Genomic DNA, 19135 nt, shown 5'->3' with positions numbered 1-19135 from the left:
CCCTCCCCCGGCCTAGCGTGGTCACCGCCCGCGCACCCCGTCCCCGCTGCGAAGGAGCCCGGTGACCGCTTCCGAGCAGCCGGCCGCCCCGCGCGGTCTCGTCGAGACGCTGCAGCTGAGCGGTCCCCGCGTGGAGGCGTGGCTGAGGAGCCTCGGCTGGGCGAGCGACGGAGCTCCGCCCCTGCACCTCGCCGGGGACGTGCTCGCCGTCGACGGCTTCCGGCTGAGCCGCCTCTGGCACACACCCGGCACGCTCCGGACCGACCCGCCCCTCCCCGCCCCCGACCGGGCCGAGGTCGACCTCATCGTCCCGGTCGCCGGCGAGATCGTCGTCGACGGCCCTCTCGAGGCCGCTCGTCTGCGGCCCGGCGCGCTCGCCCTCCTCCGACGCGACGACTCCGCTCGGTTCCGGGCGGAGGAGGACTCCGCCTGGCTGGCGCTGAGGACCTCCTGGGGCAGGCTCGGCCTCACGAGCGCACAGTCCGGCGGGCCGTCCTGCACGCTGCTCGCCGCCGACAGCTACAGCGGCGCCTTCGTCTCCCTCGTCAACGCGACCCTCAACGCGGACCTCGCGGCGGGCGATCCCGGCTTCAGCGAGCTGCGCCGGGCGCTCGAGGCGACCGCGTCGGCCCTGATCAAGCAGAGCCTGCCGCCCGCCCGTCCGGAGGACGGACTCGAGGGCGTCCTCTTCCGCGCGATCGCCGTCATCGATGCGGAGGCGGGTGACGCGGACTTCACCGCCGGCGTTCTCGCGATGCGGCTCCGCGTCTCGCGGGCCACGCTGGACCGCGCCTTCCACCGCCGGGGCACGACCGTGGCCGCGACCCTCCGCGAGCGGCGCGTGCACCTCGCCGCGTCGCTGCTCGCCGCGAGCCCGTCGCTCTCGCCCTCGGCTCGCGCGGCCGTGGCCGAGCGGGCCGGCTTCCGGACGCTGAGGGCGATGGACCGCGCGCTGAGCCGTTCGCGCGACGTCGACCGCGGCTGATCCGACCGGACATCGGCGTACGCGTCGCTCCAGGATGCACTCGGGATTCGTCGAACCGGTTCGCCTCTCCTCTGGAGTGTCGGGAAATGATCCGGTTAGGCTCTTCACGTTGTCGTCAACATAGTGTTACCGTGAACATTGCCGCGTACGAAGCCGGCACACTCCCTCCCCTCAGCAATGGTGCCGACCCTGGAGCAAAGCGCGATGAAGCCTTTCCTGCGACCACTCGTCCTCGTGACGGCCGTGGCCCTCACCGTCCCCCTTCTGACGGCCCAGTCGGCGAGCGCAGCTCCCTCCGACAGCCTCGTCCTGCGCTACGCGCTCGACGAGACGAGCGGCACGACCGTCGCCGACAGCTCGGGCAAGGGCCGCACCGGCACGCTCGTCAACGGAGCCGCTCCTCGCGGAGCCGCGGGCGTCGCCCTCGACGGGACCGACGACTACGTCAAGCTGCCCGACGACCTGCTCGCGGGCCTGAACTCGATCACGGTCAGCACCGAGGTCCTGGTGAACGCGAACCAGGGCACGCCCTACTTCATCTGGGGCCTCGGCAACACGACGAACGGCGCCGGGAACGGCTACCTCTACACGACGGGCAACGGCTACAAGGCCTCGATCGCCACCGGCAACTGGACCACCGAGCAGACCGTCAATTCCAACGCGAACCTCGCGCGCAGCGTCTGGAAGACCCTCACCTACACGCTCGACGACGCGAGCGACACCGCACGCCTCTACCTCGACGGCACCCAGGTCGCGCAGCAGACAGGAGTGACCATCACTCCCGCCGCGATCGGCAACGGCACCACCACCGCGAACGCGATCGGCCGCTCCGTCTACACGGCGGACAAGACCCTCGCCGGCTCGGTCCGCGACTTCCGCGTCTACAGCACGGCGCTCAGCGCGGCCGACGTCGCGACCCTCCAGGCCCCGGACAGCACGCGCGTCTCCCGCGACTCCGCCGCCCTGGACCTCGGGAGCCTCTCCTCGGTCTCCGCGAACCTCACCCTTCCGACGACCGGCCCCAACGGCTCCGCCATCGCCTGGGCCTCGAGCAACTCCGCGGTCGTCTCGACCAGCGGAGTCGTCACGCCGCCCGCGACCGGGGTCGCCTCGGTCGAGCTGACCGCCACGACCACCCGCGGCTCGGCCACGGCCACCCGCACCTTCACCGCCACCGTGCCCGCCAAGGACGTGAACGCCGACGCCCAGAAGGCGCTCGACGCCCTCTCGATCGTCAACTCCGGCGACGTCCGCGGCAACGTGACGCTGCCCGCGAAGGCCGGCTCCTACGATGTCGCCTGGGCCTCCTCGAACACGGCCGTGCTCAGCACGACCGGCGTCGTGAAGCGCCAGTCCGCCGCCACGCCCGTCACGCTCACCGCGACGATCGCCGGCACGACCGCGACGCGGCAGCTGCCCGTCACGGTGACCGCGGCTCCCGCGAACCTCGACACCGAGTACGACGCGGGCTACCTCTGGACCCACTTCGCCTCGACCGACTACGAGAAGATCTACTTCGGCTCCAGCACCGACGGCCTGCACTGGTCGAAGCTCAACAACGACAAGGCCGTGCTCGCCAACCTCGGCGGCACCCTCGGCGTCCGCGACCCGCACCTCGTGCGCTCCCCCACCGGGGACGAGTACTGGATCATCGGCACCGACCTGCACGCCGAGGGCACCGCTCCCGGCGGCACCTGGGACCAGACCAACGCGAGCAAGAACCTCGTCGTCTGGCGCTCGACGGACCTCGTGAACTGGAGCGATCAGAGCATCGTCTTCGCCGGCTTCCCCGACGCGGGCAACGTCTGGGCTCCTGAGGCGATCTGGGACGACGCGACCGGCCAGTACTACGTCTACTGGGCCGCCCGCGACAAGACGCTGACCGGCGGAGCCTCCGCCCAGCGCGTCTACGTCTCGACCACGCGCGACTTCGTCGGCTTCTCCACCCCGAAGGTCTGGCTGGACGAGAACCCCGCCGCCGGCGGCGGGAGCCGCGGCAGCATCATCGACACGACCATCGCGAAGGAGGGGGACACGTACTACCGCTTCTCCACCGCCGACTGGCGCACGGTCGTCGACAAGGCCCCGAGCCTCGCCGGCCCGTGGACCCGCGTGATCGGCTTCGGCGAGGAGAAGTCCCGCGGCCTCTCCGACCACCTCGAGGGCCTCACGGTCTACCAGCTGCCCGACGGCCGCTGGGTCGTCATGGGCGACTCGTTCGGCTACTCCGCCTACGTCACCGACACCCTCTCGGACATGCGGTTCACGGCGCTTCCTGTCGGCACCACCGGCGCGAACACGTACTCGTTCTCGAAGCCCTTCCGCCACGGCTCGGTGCTCCGCCTCTCGAGCGCCGAGGAGGCGCGCCTGACGGCCGCCTACGGCACCAGCAGCACCGGCCCCGCCGCGAAGCCGGTCAACGCGGCCGGCGAGATCCTCCGCTACACCTTCGACGGCGGCTCGGGCACCACGGTGCGCGACAGCTCGGGCAACAACCAGAACGGCACGCTGCCCTCGGGCGGCACATGGAAGGACGGCGCCCTGCAGCTCGACGGCACTGACGACTACGTCAAGCTGCCGAACGACCTGCTCGCCGGAGTGACGGACCTCACCATCCAGTCCGACGTCTGGATCGACCCCGCGCAGGGCGGCGCCTACTTCCTCTACGGCCTGGGCAACACCACGAACGGCGCCGGCGACGGCTACCTCTTCACCTCGGGCAACAACTACCGCACCAGCATCGCGACCGGGAACTACACCACCGAGCAGACCGTCGCCGGCGGCTCGGCCCTCCCCCGCGGCACCTGGGCGCACCTGACGTACACGCTCTCCGGCACCACCGGCACGATCTACCTCGACGGAGTGAAGGTCGCCAGCGGCACCGTCACGACCGACCCGAAGGACATCGGCGGCGGCTCCACCTCGGCGAACTACATCGGGCGCTCGAACTACGACGCCGACAACCGCTTCCGCGGCCAGATCCGCGAGTTCTCGGTCTACAACCGGGCCCTCAGCGCCTCCGAGGTGCTCGCCGCCTCCGGCAACACGTCGGCCCTGGTCGACCTGTCGCTCAGCGGCGACGTCCTGAAGACGGCCCCGATCGTCGACTCGGCGAGCAGGACGGTCACCTTCCCGGTGAAGCCGGGGACCGACCTGACGAAGCTCACCCCGACCTTCTCCACCGCGGCCGGCGTCACGGCGAGCCCCGCCTCCGGCACCGTCCGCGACCTCTCCACCCCGCAGACGGTCGTGCTCACGCCCGCCGCCGGCGGCACCGCGACCACCTGGACCCTGAAGGCCGTCGTCATGAAGTCCCCGGTCCTCGCGGGCCTGAACGCCGACCCGAACATCGCGGTCTTCGGCGACACCTACTACCTGTACGCGACCTCGGACGGCTTCGCCGGCTGGGGCGGCAAGACCTTCTACGCCTGGTCCTCGAAGAACCTGATCGACTGGACCCGGTCGGAGCAGCCCTTCCTGACGCTCGACGGCGCGAACGGCAACGTGCCGTGGGCGACCGGCAACGCCTGGGCGCCGACGATCATCGAGAAGAACGGGAAGTACTACTTCTACTTCTCCGGCGAGAACTCCTCGCTGAACCGCAAGACGATCGGAGTCGCCGTCTCGGACAGCCCGATGGGCCCGTTCACGGCGCAGCCGACCGCGATGATCACCAACGGCGAGTCCGTGCGGTCCGGCCAGGCGATCGACCCCGCCGCGTTCACCGACCCGAAGACCGGCAAGAGCTACCTCTTCTGGGGCAACGGCGACCCGCTCTACGGGGAGCTGTCCGACGACATGCTCTCGATCAAGACCGGCACGATCAAGAAGATCAGCGGTCTGACCGACTTCCGCGAGGGTGCGTTCCTGAACTACCGCGACGGTCTGTACCACCTCACCTACTCGATCGACGACACCGGCTCGGAGAACTACAAGGTCGGCTACGCCACCTCGACGAGCGTCGACGGACCGTGGACCTACCGCGGCGTGGTCCTCGAGAAGGACACCTCGCAGGGCATCCTCGCCACGGGCCACAACTCGATCGTCAACGTGCCCGGCACGGACGACTGGTACATCGCCTACCACCGCTTCGCCATCCCCGGCGGAGACGGCCAGCACCGCGAGACGACGATCGACCGGGTGACCTTCGACAAGACGACCGGGCTCATGCAGAAGGTCGTCCCGACCCTCACCAGCGTCGCCGCGCAGACGATCGTCGACACCGCGCCGCTCGCAGCCTCGATCACGGGGAAGGCGACGGTGGGCAGCACGCTGACCGCCTCCGCCTCCTCCCCGTGGACGGCGACCGGCTTCCAGTGGAAGCGCGGCGGGACCGCGATCAGCGGGGCGACGGCGTCGAGCTACACGCTCACCGCCGCCGACCGCGGAGCGACGATCTCGGTGGCCGTGACCGCCGCGAAGCCGCAGTGGACGCCGGGGACGGCCTCCGCCTCCGTCGGTCCCGTGACCGACTCGGCACCCGCGATCGCCGTGACCACGACCTCCACGACGCGCTGCGCCGCCGGGAAGATCGTCGTCACCGCGACCGCCACGAACCCGAACGCCTTCGCCGCGAAGATCGTGATCGGCACGACGTGGGGCTCCAAGAGCTTCGCCGACGTCGCTCCCGGCGCCACCGTCTCGGCCGCCTTCACCACCCGGGCGACGAGCGTGACCGACGGATCCGCGACCGCCACGGCGACCGCGTTCATCAGCGGGAAGCCGGCCACGGCCTCCGCGACCGCCCCCTACTCCGCGGCCAGCTGCAGCTGATCCGCGGGCACGACCCACACCCATTGAGATCGAGCCGGCGACGACGCCGGCCGGAGAACGGAGAACACCCGACATGAACACCCGATCCCTTCTGATCCGCGGAGCCGCTGGACTCGCCGGAGGCGTCCTCCTGCTCGGAGTCGCCGGAACGGCGTTCGCCGCCGAGGTCAACTACGGCAACGACGACGTCGACATCAACGTCGAGATCGCCGACCTCCCCGGGACCGGCGCCCTCTCGATGACCGTCGCCGCGGACTCGACGACGCTGACCGAGACCGGCTCGGACAACGTCCGCCGCCAGTTCACCGGCACCCTGCCCACCGTCACGGTCACCGACACCCGTGACGCCGCGGACGTCTCCCCCGACTCCGCGTGGTACGTCATCGGCACGGCGAGCGACTTCACGTCGGCCGACGGCTCGACCATCGGCGCCGAGAACCTCGGCTGGACCCCGGACCTGGTCGACGGTGGAGACCTCGGCGAGGTCGCCGCGGGCGATGAGGTCGGCACCGCCATCGACGGCGGCGCCAACGGCGTCGGCCTGAAGGGCAAGGAGCTGCTCGCGATCGTCGCCAGCAACTCCCAGCAGGTCAACCCCGAGGGCTCCTGGAGCGCCGACGCCGACCTCTTCCTCCGCACCCCCGTGAACGTGGACGCCGGCGCGTACTCGTCCACCATCACCCTGTCGCTCTTCGAGTGACCCGTCGCGGCCGGGGGACGCACTCCCTCGGCCGCGATCCCACCACGGCCGACGCGGCCGGGCCCGCCCGCCCGGCCGCGTCGTGCTTCCCCCGTGCGACCATGAGGTTCTGATGACTGCTCCGCGCCGCTCCGCCGCTCCCCGCCGCCCGCTCCTCCCCGCGCTGCTCGCGCTGGTCGTCGCCCTCCTCGGCGTGGGGGTCGCTCCGGCGGCCGTCGCGGCCGACGGAGCGATCACCTGGGCGGTCAGCCCCTCCACCGACGGCGTCCCCGACAAGCGCGCGTGGGTCGAGCTCGAGCTCGCCCCCGGCGCGAGCGCCTCGGACGAGGCGGTCGTGCGGAACCTCAGCGACCAGCCCGTGACCTTCAGCATCACCAGCGCCGACGGCTACTTCACCGACACCGGCCGCTTCAACATGCTGAACTCCGACCAGGAGTCGGTCGACGCCGGGCTGTGGATCTCCGCCCCCGAGACCGTGACCGTCGATCCGGGCAGCAGCGGCGTGGTGCCGTTCACCGTGACGGTCCCCGACAACGCCACCCCCGGCGACCACGCCGCCGGCATCGCCGCCTCCGTGCTCTCGCAGGGCACCGAGGCGGGAGGTGCGAACGTCGGAGTGGAGAGCCGCATCGGCTTCCGCGTGATGACCCGCGTGACCGGCGAGGTGACCCCCTCCTTCTCCGTCGAGGACCTGGCCAGCGACTACCGCCTTTCTTGGAACCCGTTCCAGCCCGGCTCCCTCTCGCTCGTCGCCGACGTGGTGAACACCGGCAACGTGCGCCTGCTGCTCGACGGCACGGCGAGCGCCCAGGGCGCCACCGCCCCCGTCGTCGCGGCCGACGCGCCCCAGCAGGAGCTGCTGCCCGGCGACCGGCGCAGCGTCTCGGTGCAGCTCGACGGCATCTGGCCCCTCTTCGGGGTCGGCGCCGACCTGACCATCGCACCGACCGTCGCCGCCGCCGATCAGGAGCCGGTCGCCACCGCTCCTGTGACGGAGTCGATCACGGTCGCCGCCGTGCCGGTCCCGCAGCTGCTCGTGATCCTCGGCGTCGCCCTCATCCTCGCGGCGCTGCTCGCCGGGCGCTCGCGCTCGCGCCGCCGCATCGCCGCCCTGGTGCAGCAGGCCAAGGAGGAGGGCCTGCGCGAGGGCGCGCGCGTCTCCTCCTGAGCACCCCCTCCGCACGCTCCCTCCCCCCTCCCTGCCGCCGAGGGGCCCCGGGGCGTCGAGGGGACCCGCTACACCGGGTTCCCCCGACGGTCCAGGGTTCGCTCACCGCGCGGCCATGCGTCAGAGTGAGCGGATGACCACCACCTCCCTGGAGGCGCCGACTCGGCGTCTCGGCCTCATCGCGCTCATCGCGACCCTCGGCGGCCTCCTCTTCGGCTACGACACCGGCGTCATCAACGGCGCCCTCGAGCCGATGTCGGCCGAGCTGGGCCTCACCGCGCTGACCGAGGGGGTCGTCACCAGCTCGCTCCTCTTCGCCGCCGCGATCGGCGCGATCTCGGGCGGACGCCTCGCCGACGCCCTCGGGAGGCGGACCACGATCCGCCTCCTCGCCGTGCTCTTCCTCGTCGGCGCCCTGGTCTGCGTGGTGGCGCCGGGCTTCGGCGTGATGGTCCTCGGGCGGGCGGTCCTCGGACTGGCCGTCGGCGGCGCCTCGGTGGTCGTGCCGATCTACCTCTCCGAGATCTCCCCCTCCGAGATCCGCGGCTCCCTCGCCGGCCGCAACGAGCTGATGATCGTGATCGGCCAGCTCGCCGCCTTCGTGGCCAACGCCGTCATCGGCACCGTCTGGGGCGAGCTGCCCGGCGTCTGGCGGATCATGCTCGCCGTCGCCGCGCTCCCCGCCGCCGCCCTCCTGCTCGGCATGACCCGGGTCCCGGAGTCGCCGCGCTGGCTGATCGCGCACGGCCGCCGCGACGAGGCGCTCGACGTGCTCACGACCATCCGGACGCCCGACCTGGCCCATGTGGAGGCGGAGACCATCGCCCGCTCGATCGGCGCGAAGGACGGCCCGAGGATCCCCCTGCTGCAGGCGCTGCGCGAGCGCTGGGCGGTGCGCATCCTGCTGGTCGGCATCGGGATCGGAGTCGCCCAGCAGCTCACCGGCATCAACTCGATCATGTACTACGGCCAGTCGGTGCTGAAGGAGGCGGGCTTCGACCACGACGGCGCGCTCGTCGCCAACATCGCACCCGGGGCGATCGCCGTGATCGGCGGCCTGATCGGGCTGCGGCTCATGCAGACGATGAACCGCCGCACGACCCTCCTGCTCGGCTACTCCCTGACCACCGCGATGCACTTCCTGATCGGCATCGCCTCCGTCGCGCTCCCCGTGGGGAACCCGGCGCGGCCGTACGTGATCCTGGTGCTGGTCGTCGCGTTCGTGGGGAGCATGCAGACGTTCCTCAACATCGTCACCTGGGTGATGCTGTCCGAGATCTTCCCGCTGCGGATCCGCGGCGTCGGCGTCGGCATCGCGATCTTCTGCCACTGGATCACGAACGCGGTGCTCGGCCTGTTCTTCCCCACCCTCGTCTCCGGCGTCGGCATCACCGGAACGTTCTTCCTGTTCGGCGCCGTCGGCCTGCTCGCGCTCGTCTTCATCTGGAAGCGCGTGCCCGAGACCCGCGGCCGCGCCCTCGAGGAGGTCGAGGCGGGCGTCGTCTCCGGCGAGCTCCTGCGCCGCTGACGCCCGCCCTCGGTCTCCGCCTACTGGTAGGTGACGAGATCGGGGAGGGGGCGGACCTCGGCCATGGTCTCGGCGGGGGTGAGCATGGGCGCGTCCTCGTCGTAGAAGTTCTTCCAGCCCCAGCCGATGCCCTCGGGGGCGCCCTCGTGCAGCGCGTCCCAGGTCGCCTGCTTGTCGGGCTGCGAGCCCTGGCCGTCGACGTGGATGAGGAACTCCAGCTCGGGCCGGTCGCGGCGGATGCTGTCGCGGTCCTGCAGCATCGACAGCCGGAACTGGTGCAGCACGAACATCTTCGGCGGCAGCCCCTCGCTCTGCACCAGGTCGGCCAGCCACTCCGACACGCTGTCGACCTCGGCGGCCGAGACGCGCCCGATCTGCTGCAGCGGCTTCTGGCCGGGCAGCAGGCGCCACTCCGGGTCGAGCGCGAGGCCGACGTTGGGCAGCGACAGGAGGTCCGCGTACTGCTTCGCCTGGGTGAGGAAGTCGGTCAGCCCCGACTGCAGGTCGAGCACCACGTACATCCCCGCCGCCTGCGCCGCGTCGATGTAGGGGCGGATGTCGGCGGCGTCGAGCTCGTTGGAGTAGTCGCCGTCCTTGCCGGGGTCGCCCGCCGCGACCGTGGTGATGATCTCGAGGCTCGGCACGACCTGCTTGTCGGTGAGCGCCCGGTACGGCTCGGCCACCGCCTCCGCCCGCGCGATCGTGGGCTCGAGGCCCTGCTCGCCCAGCACGCCGAGGACGGGAGCGCCCGGAGTGCCGTAGATCGCGATGAAGAGGTGCCCGCCGAACATCCGCTGCCCGCCGCCCGGCAGCTGCCAGCCGCTCGCGGCCGCGCGCACGGCCCAGTCGGGCTCGGGTTGCGCGGCGAGCACGGGGCCGAGCAGCAGCGTGCAGGAGGCGTCGGCCTCGGCGATCGCGGTCACGGCTCCGCCCGAGGCGAGCAGGTCGTCGCCGTCGACCACGGTGACGGGCACGCCGGCCGCGCGGGCGGTCGCCAGAGCGGCGACGTCGGCGTCCTGCGCGCGGGCGAGGGCGTGCAGGCCGGTCAGGGCGTCGGCTCGGGCCGGGAGGGCGCCGAAGGGGGCGTCGGAGGCGGTGGACGGCGCGGCGGCGGCGAGGTCGGCGAGCGCCAGGTCGGTCACGGTCAGGCCGGACGCGGTGCTGAGGGCGGCCGCGTCGGAGGCGGAGGCGACGACGTCGACGCCCTCGGGCGCGGTGACGTCGCCGATCGCGAGCACGCGGGTCACGCCGAGGCGGGCGAACTCGGCGGCGAGGGCGTCGGAGGTCGGAGCGGTGGAGGACGGAGCGACGGACGGGGTGGCGGATCCGGTCGCGGAGTCGGACGGGATCGCCGAATCGGACGGCGTCTTGGAAGCCGTGGATCCCGCGGCCGCGGCGTCCGCGGTCGGGGCGTCCGCGGTCGGGGCGGCCGTCGCTCCGGATCCCGCCGAGCCGACCAGCAGCGGCACGCCCCAGGCGATGCTCACCTGGGCGGCGCGCAGGCGCGACTCGGCGACGTCCTCGACCAGGACGACCAGCGGAGCCGCGGCGAACAGGGCCGCGCTCGCGGCGAGCGCGTCCGGGGCGAGCGCCACCGGCCCGCTCGGAGCCGCGGTGCGGGTGCGGGGCGCCTCCTGCCGGGCGTCGTCCGGAGCGGAGGAGTCGGGCGTGCAGGCGCTGAGCAGCGGGAGCACCGCGAGACCGCCGATCACGACGCTGCGGCGCGAGAGCCCGGAGCGGGACGGAACGGAACGGGGTGTCGAGGGCATGGCAGGCCTCTCCTCTCGGAGCCCGATCGGGGCTCTCTGGTGCGTGGCTGGTCCTCTCGACTATCGCAGGCCCGGCGGCGGCGAGCGCCGAGGGGGCCGTCCCGGGCGCGCCTCCGGAGGCCGTCCGGACAGGCAGAAGGGGAGCGGCGCCGCAGCACCGCTCCCCTCCGAGAGACTGGATCAGACCGTGCGGGGGGCCTTCGCGAGTTTGGCCTCGAGCTCCTCGCGGTTCTGCCGCACCACGTAGGCGGGGCGGTCGCGCTCGACGCGCCACGACTCGCTCAGCGGCGTGATCGCGACGGTGTCGAAGCCGATCCGGTCGTAGAGGTCGGTCACGAAGTGGATCGCCTCGGGGTAGTCGCTCGACGTCGCGAGAGCGCGGCGGTCGGGCGTGCCGGCCGGAGTGCCGTCGGTGGTGATGTCGGCGGCCATGATGTGGTTGAACGCCTTGACGACCTTCGACTCCGGGAGGTGCTGCTGGAGCATCTCGCTGGTCGTGGTCTCGCCCTTGTCGAGCGCCTCGATGCGGCCGTCGCGCTCGAAGTAGTAGTTGTTCGTGTCGAGGACGATCTTGCCGGCGAGCGGGGCGACCGGCACCTCCTCGAGGTTCTTCAGCGGTACCGTCACCACGGCGATCTCGGCGGCCTCGGCCGCCTCCTGTGCCGTGGCGGCGCGGGCCTTCGGGCCGAGCTCCGCGATGAGGTCGGCGAGGGTCTCGGGGCCGCGCGAGTTCGCGATGACCACCTCGTCCCCGAGGGCGATGACCGCCCGTGCGACCTGGCTGCCGATGTTGCCTGCTCCGATGATTCCGTACGTCGTCATGCTGAGGAGAACGCGGAGGGTGCCCAGGCATTCCGCTCTGCGGCGTTCTCCCACGCCGCACCCAGGTGGGCCCGTGCCTCCAGTAGCCTCGGTCCTCGGGCGCCGCTGCCCGAGAAGGAGTCCGTGATGCCGCAGTACGACCTCCCGCTCGACCTCCTCGAGCAGTACGCCCCCGAGATCGCCGAGCCCGCCGGGTTCGCCGAGTTCTGGCGCGACACGATCGCCGAGGCGAGGGCCGTCGCGACCGAGCCGCGCCTCGAGCGGGTCGACGCCGGCTTCGGACTGCTCGACACCTTCGACGTCACCTACTCCGGCTTCGGCGGCCACCCGATCCGCGCGTGGCTGATCCTCCCCCGCGGCGTCGAGGGCCCCCTCCCCGGGCTCGTGACCTTCATCGGCTACGGAGGCGGCCGCGGGCAGCTCGCGGAGTGGACCGCGATGTCGGCCGCCGGCTACGCGCACCTGGTCATGGACACCCGCGGCCAGGGGTCCGGGCACCGCTCCGGAGCCACGCCTGACCCGGTGGGCAGCGGGCCGCACGTCTCCGGCTTCATGACGCAGGGCATCGAGTCGCCCGCGGAGCACTTCTACCGCCGCGTCTTCACGGACGCCGTCCGAGCGCTCGACGTGCTGCGCGCGCACCCCGCGGTCGACGCCTGCCGCGTGGCCGTCTCGGGCGGCAGCCAGGGAGGCGGGATCGCTCTCGCCGTCACCGGGATCCTGGGCCTGCTCGGCGAGTCGGAGGCGGCGCGCGCCGCGATCGTCGACGTGCCGTTCCTCTCCCACATCCCGCACGCCGTGCGGCTCGTCGACACGATGCCGTACGGCGAGATCGTGCAGTACCTGCACACCCACCGCGGCGCCGAGGCGCGCGTGTTCGACACCCTCTCGTACTTCGACGGCACCTCCTTCGCCCCCTACGCGCAGTCCCCCGCGCTGTTCTCGGTGGCGCTCCGCGACGACATCTGCCCGCCGTCCTCCGTCTACGCCTCCTACAACCGCTACGCCGGACCCCGCGAGATCCGGGTCTACCCCTTCAACGGCCACGAGGGCGGCGAGGCGTTCCAGATCGGCGAGCACGTGCGCTTCCTGGGGCGCGAGCTGGCCTGACGCCGCCCCGGATCTCGTGAGATCTCGCGAGACGTGCCGCTACGGACGAGATCGCGCCGCACGGCACGGCACCTCGTCCGCAGGGGACCACCTCGAGAGGCTCCCCGCTCTCGACGAGCGTCGCATTGTGACGCCGTGCGTCGCGCTCGGTACCCGTTCGCGGCTCCGCTGGGCACTATCGATTCCATGACCCGCCAGATCCGCTTCAACGCCTTCGACATGAACTGCGTCGCCCATCAGTCCTCGGGCATGTGGCGCCACCCCCAGGACCAGTCCTGGCGCTACAAGGACCTCTCGTACTGGACCGACCTGGCGAAGCTGCTCGAGCGCGGCACGTTCGACGGCATCTTCATCGCCGACGTGCTCGGCACCTACGACGTCTACGGCGGCTCGAACGAGGCGGCGATCCGCCACGGCGCGCAAGTCCCCGTCAACGACCCGATCCTCCTCGTCTCGGCGATGGCCGCCGCGACCGAGCACCTCGGGTTCGGCATCACCGCGGGCACCGCCTACGAGCACCCGTACCCGTTCGCGCGGCGCATGTCGACGCTCGACCACCTGACGAAGGGCCGCGTCGGCTGGAACGTCGTCACCGGCTACCTCCCCAGCGCCGCCCGCAACATGGGCCACGAGGACCAGCTCGAGCACGACGACCGCTACGACGTCGCCGACGAGTACCTCGAGGTGCTCTACAAGCTGTGGGAGGGGTCGTGGGAGGACGACGCCGTCGTCCGCGACCGCGAGTCGGGCGTCTTCACCGACCCGGCGAAGGTGCACGAGATCGGGCACCGCGGCAAGAACTTCACCGTCCCCGGCATCCACCTCTCGGAGCCGTCGGTGCAGCGGACCCCCGTCATCTACCAGGCGGGAGCGTCGCCGCGCGGCATCCGCTTCGCGGCGGGCAACGCGGAGGCGATCTTCGTCGCCTCCTCGACGAAGGCCGGCCTGAAGGCGACCGTCTCGCGCATCCGCGACGCCCTCGAGGCGGCCGGCCGCGACCGCTACTCCGCGAAGATCTACACGCTGCTGACGATCATCACCGCCGAGACCAGCGAGGCCGCGCACGAGAAGCACCGCGACTACCTCTCCTACGGGAGCGAGGAGGGGGCGCTGGTCTTCATGTCGGGCTGGATGGGCATCGACCTGTCGCAGTACGACCTCGACGAGCCGATCGGCAACGTGAAGAGCAACGCGATCCAGTCGGCCGTCGCCAACTTCCAGGAGGCGAACGAGGACGGCTCGGAGTGGAAGGTCCGCGACATCGCCAAGCTCAGCGTGATCGGCGGGCTCGGCCCGTTCGTCGTCGGCTCGCCCGCAGAGGTCGCCGACCATCTGCAGGAGTGGGTCGAGGAGACCGACGTGGACGGGTTCAACCTCGCCTACGCGATCACGCCCGGCACCTTCGAGGACGTGGTGGAGTTCATCGTGCCGGAGCTGCGCAGCCGCGGCGCGTACCCGGAGGAGTACGTCGAGGGCAGCCTCCGCCAGAAGCTGCACGGCCGCGGCGACCGGCTGCCGGAGGAGCACCTCGGCGCCGGCTTCCGCTACGCGCCGGCGGCGGTCTGACGACAGGGGGCGCCGGGCGGCCGGTGGGGGCGGGGGTCTCCATAGGCCGCTCCGCGGCCGCGCCGGACGCACGAGCACCCCGCCGCGATGCGCGACGGGGTGCTCGGGACGTGCGGAGGGGCTCAGCCCTCGAAGGTGGCGTCGAGCGTGATGTCGACCCCGGTGAGCGCCTTGCTGACGGGGCAGGTCTCCTTGGCCTCGTCGGCGGCCTTGAGGAAGGCGGCCTCGTCGATGCCGGAGACCTCGCCGCTCACGATGAGCTTGATGCCGGTGAGCTTGAATCCGCCGGCCGAGTCCGGGCCGAGCGAGACGTCGGCGCGGACGTCGAGCGCCTCGACGGTGCCGCCGGCCTGGCCGAGGACGGCCGAGAACTGCATCGCGTAGCAGGCGGAGTGGGCGGCCGCGAGGAGCTCCTCGGGGCTGGTCGAGCCGTTGGCGTCGTCGGCGGCGCGCTTGGGGAACGAGACGTCGTAGGTGCCGATCTTCGAGCTCGAGAGCTCGACCTGGCCCTCGCCGGTCTCGAGCGAGCCGTTCCAGGCGGTGCGTGCGGTACGAGTGGGCATGAGTCCTCCTTGGGGGGCGGGGAGAACAGTAGAACGATCGTTCTCCCCTGATGCGCCGAGCCTAGGCGGAACGCGCGGCGTCCTGCAACCACCGGCCTCGGACCCTCGGCGAGATGCCAGTCCGGCGCGCCTCCGTCGGCGTGTCGCGTACGGGAGCGGCCTGTCGCGGAGGAGAGGACGGCCGCCAGGTCAGTGCACGAGCTTCAGGCCGACGACGCAGCCGACGATTCCGAGGACCAGCAGCGTACGCACGAGCGAGAAGCCCTCGCCGCCGAAGAACATGCCGTAGAGCACGGTCAGCGAAGCGCCGATCCCGACCCAGACCGCGTACGCGGTGCCGGTGGGCAGCTCGCGCATCGCGTAGGCGAGGCCGGCCATGCTCGCGACGACGCCGACTCCGAAGACGACCGACGGGCCGAGCCGCGTGAAGCCCTCCGACTTGCCGAGGGCGGTGGCCCACACGGCCTCGAGGACACCGGAGAGGATGAGGACGATCCAGGACATGACAACTCCTACGAGTCAGTCTTGTCGCGTTCCGGGTACTGCTCCCTCGTCCGGTCGCCGTCATCGGCTCCGGACAGTCTGCCCGTGCGCGCTGGGCAGGCCCTGGGCAGCGCGCGGCGGGGGCGGAGCCGCCGCGACCGCGACTCCGCCCGCCGCCGTCAGCGCGGCTGAGCCGGGTTCGTCGGCACTCCGTGCGAGGGCGGATTGATCGGCGGACCGGACGTCGCCGGCGAGACCGGCGATCCGGACGACGAGCGGGACACCTCGGGCAGCGACTCCGGCGCGCTGCCTGCCGGCTCCGCTCCCCCGCGCATCTGCTCGAGGCGCGAGTGCAGGATCGTCGTCACCGGCAGGCGGTGCCCGTGCGCCTCCTCGTAGGCGAGCAGCGCGCCGAGGCCGGCCTCGTCGAGCGGGCGGATGCGCTCCGCGAGCGTGCCGAGCGGGATGTCGTTCCAGTCGGGGAGCGGCAGCTCCTCGCGGGAGGGTGTGTCGGTCATTCGTGCTCCTTCCGTTCCCTCCATCCCACGCCCCGGACGGCCGTCCGCCCAGGGGCTTGACCGGTCGCGGGGCGAACGGGGCTCGGCCGAGGGAGGACGGTCGGATGGTGCAGCCGGCCCATCCCCCGCCGGATCAGGCGGTGCGGCGGGACGAGCGACGGGTCGCCAGGTGCACGAGGACTCCGACCACGAGGAGGATCCCGGCGTAGAGCCAGACGATCGGGTCCTGCTGGCTGAGGAGCAGCACGCACGAGGCGATGCCGAGCACGGGGATCGCCGTCCACACGCGGAAGTGGTCGTGCTCGACCTTGTCGCGCCGCAGCACGAGCACCGAGACGTTCGTGCTGATGAACACCAGCAGGAGGAGCAGCACCACGGTCTCGGCGAGGGTCGCCAGATCGCCGACCAGGGTCAGGAGGCACGCCGCCAGCGTGGTCACCGCGATGGCCACCCACGGCGTCCGGCGCTTCGGCAGCACGCGGCCGAGCACGTCCGGGAGGAGGCCGTCCTTCGCCATGCCGTAGGTGACACGGCTCGCCATGATCATGGTCAGCAGCGCTCCGTTGGCGACCGCGACGAGCGCGATCAGGCTGAACAACCACGCCGGCACCCCGGCTCCGCTCGCCGTCACGACGTCGAGCAGCGGGGCGGAGGATCCGGACAGCTCGTCGGCGGGCAGCGCGATCGAGCTCGCGAGGCCGACCAGGACGTACACCGCACCGGCCGTCAGCAGCGAGCCGAACAGCGCGCGCGGGTAGATGCGGCTGGGGTCGCGGATCTCCTCGGCGATGTTGGCCGAGGTCTCGAAGCCGACGAAGGAGTAGTACGCGATGATCGCCGCGCCGAGCACCGCCAGCGCCGGCGCCTGCTCGGAGCTGAGCTCGACCGTGCGGGCGAGGTCGCCGCCTCCGCCCGCCACGAGCAGCGCGACGCATCCGATCACGATCAGCAGGCCGCCGACCTCGATCACGGTCATCACCGTGTTGCTGAGCAGCGACTCCGCGACGCCCCGCGCGTTGAGGCACGCGACGAGGATCAGGAAGACGATGGCCGTCGGCACGGTCGGCACGTCGAGGAAGGTGCCGAGGTAGTCGCCGGCGAACGCGAGCGACAGGCCGGCCGCGCTGGTCACTCCGGCCGCGAGCATGGCGAAGCCGACCAGGAACGAGACGATCGGGCGCTTGAAGGCCCGCTGCGCGAACACCGCCGCGCCTCCCGCCTTCGGGTACTTGGTCACCAGCTCGGCATAGGAGCCTGCGGTCAGCAGCGCGAGGCCGAGCGCGAGCAGGAGGGGCATCCAGACGGCACCGCCGACCTCCGCCGAGAGCGTGCCCATGAGGGCGTAGATGCCCGCGCCGAGGACGTCGCCGAGGATGAAGAAGTAGAGCAGCGGGCCGGTGATGCGGCGGCGCAGGGAGGTGCCGCCGGCCTCTCCGGTCGCGGGGGCGTCGCTCGTGGTGGCCATGTCGTCCTCTCGTCGCGCGCTCGGGAGCGAGCACGACGGGCCACGCTAGGGAGGAGGGGGCCGGGAGGTCGAGAAGGTTGACCGGGCGGGGTCGAGGGCGCTACACGCGCGGGACGGGGCGTCTGCGGAGCGGGCGCCTGCGGGCCGGGCGCGACTTGCGGGCCCGGCGCCTTCCGCGGGCCGGGCGCGTTCCCCGATCGGGCACCGCATGCCGCGCCCCGAGCCGGCCGCTAGCCGAGGACGACGTGCTCCCCGCCGCGCTGCTCGGCGATCTCCTCGCCGACCTCCTCCGCCTCCTGGCGCGACTCGTGGTGGCTCAGCGGGACCCGGGCGTGGGCGATGCGGTTGTGCCAGCCCTGCTCGTCGGAGTAGGTCTCGATGGGGAGGACGGTCGTGGTGCTCATGGTGCTCCTTCGTGGTGGTCCCTCCATGGCACCTCGCGCCCCCCGCCGCTCGGGAGAGGGTTGACGCGAGCCCGTGTCTCGAGCAGGACGGAGGCGTCTCGGCGGTCCAGCAGCGAGCGACGGCGCCGCGGCGTGTCAGGGCGAGACCATGCCGCCGTTCACGTTGAGGGTCTCGCCGGCGACGAAGCTCGACTCGGCGGACGCCAGGAACACGTAGGCCGGGGCCTGCTCCGCGGGCTGCGCGGCACGGCCCATCGGCGACTCGCTGGAGCCGAAGTCGGGCAGACTCTCGGGGTCGACGCCGCCGCTCACCTGCAGGGCGGTCCACGTCGGGCCGGGCGCCACGACGTTCACGCGGATGCCCTTCGCGGCGAGCTGCTGCGCCAGGCCCTTCGAGAGGTTGTTGATCGCGCCCTTCGTCATCGCGTAGTCGAGGCGGTCGGGGGCGGGCTTGTGCGCCTCCGCCGACGCCGTGTTGATGATGGTGGCGCCCGCGGGCAGGTGCGGGAGGGCCGCGCGGATGATCCGGAACGGAGCGAAGACGTTGACCGCGAAGGTCGCCTCGAACTGCTCGTCGGTGATGTCGAGCAGGTCCTCCTTCCAGATCTGCTTCCCGGCCACGTTGACCACCGCGTCGAGCCCGCCGAGGCCCTCGACCGCCTCCGCCACGAGCCGCGTGCAGTACTCGGCACTCGTGAGATCGCCGGGGATCGGCACGGCGGTGCGCCCTTCCGCGCGGATCAGCCCGATCACGTGCTGCGCGTCCTCCTCCTCGCTCGGGAGGTAGGCGAGGGCGACGTCGGCCCCCTCGCGGGCGAAGGCGATGGCCACGGCTGCGCCGATCCCGGAGTCGGCCCCCGTGATGAGCGCGCGGCGGCCCGCGAGCCGGCCGGTGCCGCGGTAGCTCTCCTCGCCGAGGTCCGGCACCGGGGTCATCCGCGACTGCAGCCCGGGCTCGGGCTGCTGCTGGACCGGCGGAGTCACATCCGGGTACTGGGTGGCGGGGTTCGTGAACGTGTACTGGTCGGGCATGGCTCCTCCGTCCGCGGCACCCGGATCGGGCCGCTCCCCTCCATCCCAGTCGAGCCGCGCCTCCGGGGCCACCCCGTGCACGGGCGGGCGGCGCTGTGGTAGCCGGCGCCGCGCCTGCTCGGAGGACCGGCACGGCGACCCGGACGTGCCGGTGCTCCGCTCCGCGGATGAACACCGGACGACAGTGGGCTCCCCCACGCGCCGACGCCGCGCGGGCGTGCGAGGCTTGATGGTCGTCCCCCTCCCACC

General features: G+C 72.2%; 15 protein-coding genes and 1 riboswitch. Of the genes, 7 read left to right on the top strand and 8 right to left on the bottom strand.

Annotated elements, in window-relative coordinates; genetic code table 11:
* The first annotated feature begins 61 nt into the window (after positions 1-61).
* The 5 genes from C5C55_RS14090 to C5C55_RS14070 all read left to right on the top strand — a co-directional run bounded on the left by C5C55_RS14090 (position 62) and on the right by C5C55_RS14070 (position 9154).
* Positions 62-985 carry a helix-turn-helix domain-containing protein gene (locus C5C55_RS14090; RefSeq protein ID WP_104234335.1) on the top strand — a complete coding sequence of 308 codons (924 nt, stop codon included), beginning with the start codon at positions 62-64 and terminating at the stop codon, positions 983-985.
* Between the two features lie 204 nt (positions 986-1189).
* A complete protein-coding gene (locus tag C5C55_RS14085) occupies positions 1190-5758 on the top strand; it encodes a family 43 glycosylhydrolase (RefSeq protein WP_181067863.1) in 4569 nt (1522 codons plus the stop codon).
* A gap of 73 nt (positions 5759-5831) precedes the next feature.
* Positions 5832-6458: a hypothetical protein gene (locus C5C55_RS14080; RefSeq protein ID WP_104227017.1), complete on the top strand. Its 627-nt coding sequence runs from the start codon at positions 5832-5834 to the stop codon at positions 6456-6458.
* A gap of 112 nt (positions 6459-6570) precedes the next feature.
* Positions 6571-7626 carry a WxL protein peptidoglycan domain-containing protein gene (locus C5C55_RS14075; RefSeq protein WP_104234333.1) on the top strand — a complete coding sequence of 352 codons (1056 nt, stop codon included), beginning with the start codon at positions 6571-6573 and terminating at the stop codon, positions 7624-7626.
* A 133-nt stretch (positions 7627-7759) separates the two neighbouring features.
* Complete coding sequence (locus C5C55_RS14070) at positions 7760-9154, top strand: sugar porter family MFS transporter (protein WP_258065422.1); 1395 nt, start codon at positions 7760-7762, stop codon at positions 9152-9154.
* Positions 9155-9174: 20 nt separating this feature from the next.
* Here C5C55_RS14070 and C5C55_RS14065 read toward each other — a convergent pair whose 3' ends face one another.
* Entirely contained in the window at positions 9175-10923 is a 1749-nt protein-coding gene (locus C5C55_RS14065) for a hypothetical protein (RefSeq protein ID WP_104234331.1), read from the bottom strand.
* A gap of 180 nt (positions 10924-11103) precedes the next feature.
* Complete coding sequence (locus tag C5C55_RS14060; protein WP_104234330.1) at positions 11104-11745, bottom strand: NADPH-dependent F420 reductase; 642 nt, start codon at positions 11743-11745, stop codon at positions 11104-11106.
* Between the two features lie 126 nt (positions 11746-11871).
* On the opposite strand from C5C55_RS14060, the gene C5C55_RS14055 reads away from it, so the two are divergent.
* A complete protein-coding gene (locus tag C5C55_RS14055; RefSeq protein WP_104234329.1) occupies positions 11872-12855 on the top strand; it encodes an acetylxylan esterase in 984 nt (327 codons plus the stop codon).
* Positions 12856-13041: 186 nt separating this feature from the next.
* Complete coding sequence (locus C5C55_RS14050; RefSeq protein ID WP_104222379.1) at positions 13042-14421, top strand: LLM class flavin-dependent oxidoreductase; 1380 nt, start codon at positions 13042-13044, stop codon at positions 14419-14421.
* A gap of 122 nt (positions 14422-14543) precedes the next feature.
* Here the strand turns inward: C5C55_RS14050 and C5C55_RS14045 are convergent, their stop codons facing one another.
* The 6 genes from C5C55_RS14045 to C5C55_RS14020 all read right to left on the bottom strand — a co-directional run bounded on the left by C5C55_RS14045 (position 14544) and on the right by C5C55_RS14020 (position 18886).
* The gene (locus C5C55_RS14045; RefSeq protein WP_104222378.1) at positions 14544-14984 is read right to left on the bottom strand and encodes an OsmC family peroxiredoxin; all 441 of its coding nucleotides are present in this window, start codon (positions 14982-14984) and stop codon (positions 14544-14546) included.
* 189 nt (positions 14985-15173) lie between these two features.
* Positions 15174-15488 (bottom strand): multidrug efflux SMR transporter, encoded by a 315-nt coding sequence (locus tag C5C55_RS14040; protein WP_104222377.1) that lies wholly within the window; start codon positions 15486-15488, stop codon positions 15174-15176.
* A 9-nt stretch (positions 15489-15497) separates the two neighbouring features.
* Positions 15498-15561, bottom strand: a riboswitch (guanidine-III (ykkC-III) riboswitch).
* 85 nt (positions 15562-15646) lie between these two features.
* Positions 15647-15985 carry a hypothetical protein gene (locus C5C55_RS14035; RefSeq protein ID WP_104234328.1) on the bottom strand — a complete coding sequence of 113 codons (339 nt, stop codon included), beginning with the start codon at positions 15983-15985 and terminating at the stop codon, positions 15647-15649.
* Positions 15986-16118: 133 nt separating this feature from the next.
* Complete coding sequence (locus C5C55_RS14030; protein WP_104234327.1) at positions 16119-17450, bottom strand: APC family permease; 1332 nt, start codon at positions 17448-17450, stop codon at positions 16119-16121.
* Between the two features lie 230 nt (positions 17451-17680).
* Positions 17681-17854: a DUF2188 domain-containing protein gene (locus tag C5C55_RS14025; RefSeq protein WP_159940661.1), complete on the bottom strand. Its 174-nt coding sequence runs from the start codon at positions 17852-17854 to the stop codon at positions 17681-17683.
* Positions 17855-17989: 135 nt separating this feature from the next.
* On the bottom strand, positions 17990-18886 hold the full coding sequence (locus C5C55_RS14020) for an SDR family oxidoreductase (RefSeq protein WP_104227027.1): 897 nt from the start codon (positions 18884-18886) through the stop codon (positions 17990-17992).
* Positions 18887-19135 lie beyond the last annotated feature (249 nt).

Origin of the sequence: Rathayibacter sp. AY1C2 (assembly GCF_002931195.1) — a bacterium.
Taxonomy (GTDB): Bacteria; Actinomycetota; Actinomycetes; order Actinomycetales; family Microbacteriaceae; genus Rathayibacter.
The sequence above is the reverse complement of the archived record's forward strand: the minus strand, read 5'-3'. Positions and strand labels throughout refer to the sequence as shown.